This window comes from Streptomyces alkaliphilus (assembly GCF_014141535.1).
Taxonomy (GTDB): domain Bacteria; phylum Actinomycetota; class Actinomycetes; order Streptomycetales; family Streptomycetaceae; genus Streptomyces; species Streptomyces alkaliphilus.
This window is the reverse complement of the sequence record NZ_VKHT01000478.1, coordinates 1-3,897: the sequence shown is the minus strand read 5'-3', so window position 1 is coordinate 3,897 and position 3,897 is coordinate 1. Positions and strand designations below refer to the sequence as shown.

General features: G+C 69.4%; 4 protein-coding genes. All 4 read left to right on the top strand.

Features of this window, described 5'->3' with window-relative positions; translation table 11 throughout:
• The first annotated feature begins 88 nt into the window (after positions 1-88).
• Complete coding sequence (locus tag FNQ90_RS15280) at positions 89-1,735, top strand: peptide ABC transporter substrate-binding protein (RefSeq protein WP_182606885.1); 1,647 nt, start codon at positions 89-91, stop codon at positions 1,733-1,735.
• 75 nt (positions 1,736-1,810) lie between these two features.
• Complete coding sequence (locus FNQ90_RS15275; protein ID WP_182606884.1) at positions 1,811-2,734, top strand: ABC transporter permease; 924 nt, start codon at positions 1,811-1,813, stop codon at positions 2,732-2,734.
• Positions 2,727-3,665, top strand: a complete 939-nt coding sequence (locus FNQ90_RS15270; protein ID WP_143616662.1) for an ABC transporter permease — start codon at positions 2,727-2,729, stop codon at positions 3,663-3,665. Before FNQ90_RS15275 ends, FNQ90_RS15270 begins: the two co-directional genes overlap by 8 nt.
• Before the next feature lie 12 nt (positions 3,666-3,677).
• On the top strand, positions 3,678-3,897 hold a 220-nt coding region (locus FNQ90_RS15265), incomplete at its 3' end, for an ATP-binding cassette domain-containing protein (RefSeq protein ID WP_323379983.1).

Sequence of the window (3,897 nt, the reverse complement as noted above, 5' to 3'; positions counted from 1 at the left end):
GGCCCGCCCGCTCTCCTCACCCCCGGCCGGCCCGCCGGGCGTTCTCATGGGCACCGAATGTGATCATCGGTAATCCAGGAGGCACCCCATGCGCTCAGCAGGTCGGCCGCACCGGACCCTGATCGGGGTGACGGCCCTCGCACTGGCCCTCGCGGCGTGCGGCGGGGGTGACGACGGGGGGGACGCCACCGGAGGGAACGGCGGTGGACTCGTCCGCGCCTCCTGGGGGGAACCGCAGAACGAACTCGAACCCGCCAACACCAACGAGGTCCAGGGCGGCAAGGTCCTGGACATGACCTTCCGCGGCCTGAAGCGCTACAACCCGGAGACCGCCGAGGCCGAGGACGCCGTCGCCGAGTCCATCGAGACCGAGGACCAGCAGACCTTCACCATCACCCTGCACGACGACTGGACCTTCCACGACGGCACCCCCGTCACCGCCAACTCCTTCGTGGACGCGTGGAACTACGGCGCCAACATCGAGAACGCGCAGATCGGCAGCTACTTCTTCGAGTTCATCCGGGGCTACGAGGACGTCCACCCCACCGATGAGGGCGCGGAGCCGACCGCCGAGACCATGAGCGGCCTGGAGGTGATCGACGAGTACACCTTCACCGTCACGCTCAACGAGCCGTTCTCCCTGTGGCCCGAGACACTCGGCTACTCCGCCTACGCACCCCTGCCCGAGGCGTTCTTCGACGATCGCGAGGCATGGCTGCGGCAACCGATCGGCAACGGTCCCTACCGGATCGACACCTACAACCCCGGCCAGGGCATGACCCTGGTCCCGTTCGAGGAGTACGCCGGGGACGACGGGGCGCGCAACGACGGGGTGGAACTCGTCGTCTACACCGACAACTCCACCGCCTACACCGATCTCCAGGCCGGGAACCTCGACGTCATCGACGACATCCCCGCCGCCCAGCTGCGCAACGCCGAGCAGGATCTCGACGGTCGGTACATCAACGAGCCGGCGGGCATCATCCAGACCGTCTCCTTCCCCCTCTACGACGAGGCGTGGCAGGGGGAGGACGCCGCGACGATCCGCCGCGGGCTGTCGATGGCGATCAACCGCGAGGAGATCACCGAGCGGATCTTCCAGGACACCCGCACCCCCGCCACCGACTTCACCTCGCCCGTCATCGGGGAGGAGGGCGGCTACGACGAGGGTCTGTGCGGCGAGGTCTGCGAGTACGACCCCGAGCGCGCCCGCGAACTGATCGAGGAGGCGGGGGGTCTGCCCGGTGGCACCGTCACCCTCAGCTCCAACGTGGACACCGGGTCCCACCGGCAGTGGATGGACGCCGCCTGCAACAGCATCAACAACGCCCTCGGCGACACCGGGGCCTGCACCGTCACCCCGGTGCCGACCTTCGCCGACTACCGCAACCGGATCACCGGCCGGGAGATGACCGGCCTGTTCCGCACCGGTTGGCAGATGGACTATCCACTGATCCAGAACTTCCTGCAGCCCATCTTCTACTCCACCGGCTCCTCCAACGACAGCGGCTACGACAACCCGGAATTCGACGAGCTGGTCGACCGGGCCAACCGCGCGGACGACGAGGGGGAGGCCGTCGACCTGTTCCGCGAGGCCGAGGAACTGCTGGTCCGGGACCTGCCCGCGATCCCGCTGTGGTACCAGAACGGCATCGCCGGCTACTCGGAGCGGGTGGACAACGTCACCCTCGACCCCTTCTCGGTCCCCGTCTACACCGAGATCACCGTCAACTGACCGGGGACGGGCCGGGGCCGGGCGGATGGCCCCCGATCCCCGGCCGTCCCGTTCCCCCGTCCCCGAGGAGAGTCCGTGGGACGTTACGTCGCCCGGCGCCTGCTCCAGATGATCCCGGTGTTCATCGGCGCCACCTTCCTGATCTTCCTGATGGTCTACGCCCTCGGCGACCCCGTCGTCGGGCTCTTCGGGGACCGGGCCCCCGACCCGGCCACCGCCGCCCGCCTGCGCGCCGAGTTCAACCTCGACCAGCCCGTGTGGCGGCAGTACCTGCTCTACCTGGGGCAGATCCTCACCGGCGACTTCGGCACCGCCTTCAACGGTCAACCCGTCATCGAGCTGATGGCCCGGTCCTTCCCGATCAGCTTCCGGCTGATGCTGGTCGCCCTCGCCTTCGAGATCGTGCTGGGCATCACCCTGGGCGTGATCTCCGGCCTGCGTCGGGGCGGCGGGGTGGACAGCACCGTCCTGCTGCTGACCCTGGTGGTCATCGCCATCCCCACCTTCGTGCTCGGCACCACGCTCCAGTTCTTCCTCGGTGTGGAACTGGCCTGGATCGACCCGGCCGTCGGGCCGAGTCCCGGCATGGGGGAACTCATCGTCCCCGGCCTGATCCTCGCCCTGGTCTCGCTGGCGTACGTCACCCGGTTGACCCGCACCTCGGTCGCCGAGAACCGACGTGCCGACTACATCCGCACCGCCGTCGCCAAGGGGCTGCCGCGCCGCCGGATCACCACCCACCACCTGCTGCGCAACTCGCTCATCCCGGTGGTCACCTATCTCGGCGCCGACATCGGCACCCTGATGGCCGGCGCGATCGTCACCGAGCGCATCTTCAACATCCAGGGCGTCGGCTACCAGCTCTACCAGGGCATCCTGCGGCAGAACTCGCCCACCGTCGTCGGCTTCGTGACCGTTCTGGTGGTGATCTTCCTGCTGGCCAACCTGCTCGTCGACCTGCTGTACGCCGTGCTCGACCCGAGGATCCGCTATGCCTGAGCAGCGCGACACCCCGGGGCCCCTCGCCGACCGGGAGGAGGCCGCCGCCGAGGCCCTGACGGCCTCGACCACCCCCGAAACCGCCCGCGGCCTGGGTTCCGACGCCTGGCACGACCTGCGGCGCAACCCGATCTTCATCGTCTCCGGACTGCTCATCCTCTTCCTGGTGGTCATCGCGATCCACCCCTCGCTGATCGCGACCCGGGACCCCCTCTTCTGTGAGCTGAGCCGCTCCCTGGACGGCCCCGCCCCCGGTCACTGGTTCGGGTTCGACGCCCAGGGCTGCGATGTGTACACCCGCACCGTGTACGGGGCGCGCGCCTCGATCGCGGTCGGGGTCTGCGCCACTCTCGGCGTGGCACTGATCGGCGCCGTCGTCGGCGGGCTCGCCGGTTTCTACGGCGGAATCTGGGACTCCCTGCTCTCCCGCACCACCGACATCTTCTTCGCCGTTCCGCTGATCCTGGGCGCGATCGTCTTCCTGAGCATGATCACCCTGTCCGGGATCTGGCCGGTGGTGCTGGTGATCGCCGCGCTCGGCTGGCCGCAGATCGCCCGCATCGCGCGGGGCGCGGTGATCACCGCGAAACAGCACGACTACGTGCAGGCGGCCCGGGCCCTGGGGGCGGGCAACGCGCGGATGCTGCTGCGGCACATCCTGCCCAACGCGGTGGCGCCGGTGATCGTGATGTCCACGATCATGCTCGGCACCTTCATCGCGCTGGAGGCCACCCTCAGCTTCCTCGGGGTGGGGCTCCAACCACCCACGGTCTCCTGGGGGGTGGACATCTCGGCGGCCTCGGACGGCATGCAGTTCCGCAACGCCCCCCACATCCTGCTCTACCCCGCGGCGGCGCTGAGTCTGACGGTTCTGGCCTTCATCATGATGGGCGACGCGGTGCGCGACGCCCTCGACCCCAAGCTGCGCTGAGGAGGGACGGGGATGTCACACGACGCGGGTGCGACCGACGCGGTCGACGTCGGAGCGGTCGGCACCGGTGGGGGTGAGCCGCTGCTGGAGGTCCGTGACCTGGCGGTGGAGTTCCGCACCCGGGAGGGGGCCGCCCGGGCCGTCAACGGCGTGAGCTACTCCGTGCACGCCGGGGAGACGCTGGCGGTGCTGGGGGAGTCGGGGTCGGGGAAGTCGGTGACCGCGCAGGCGA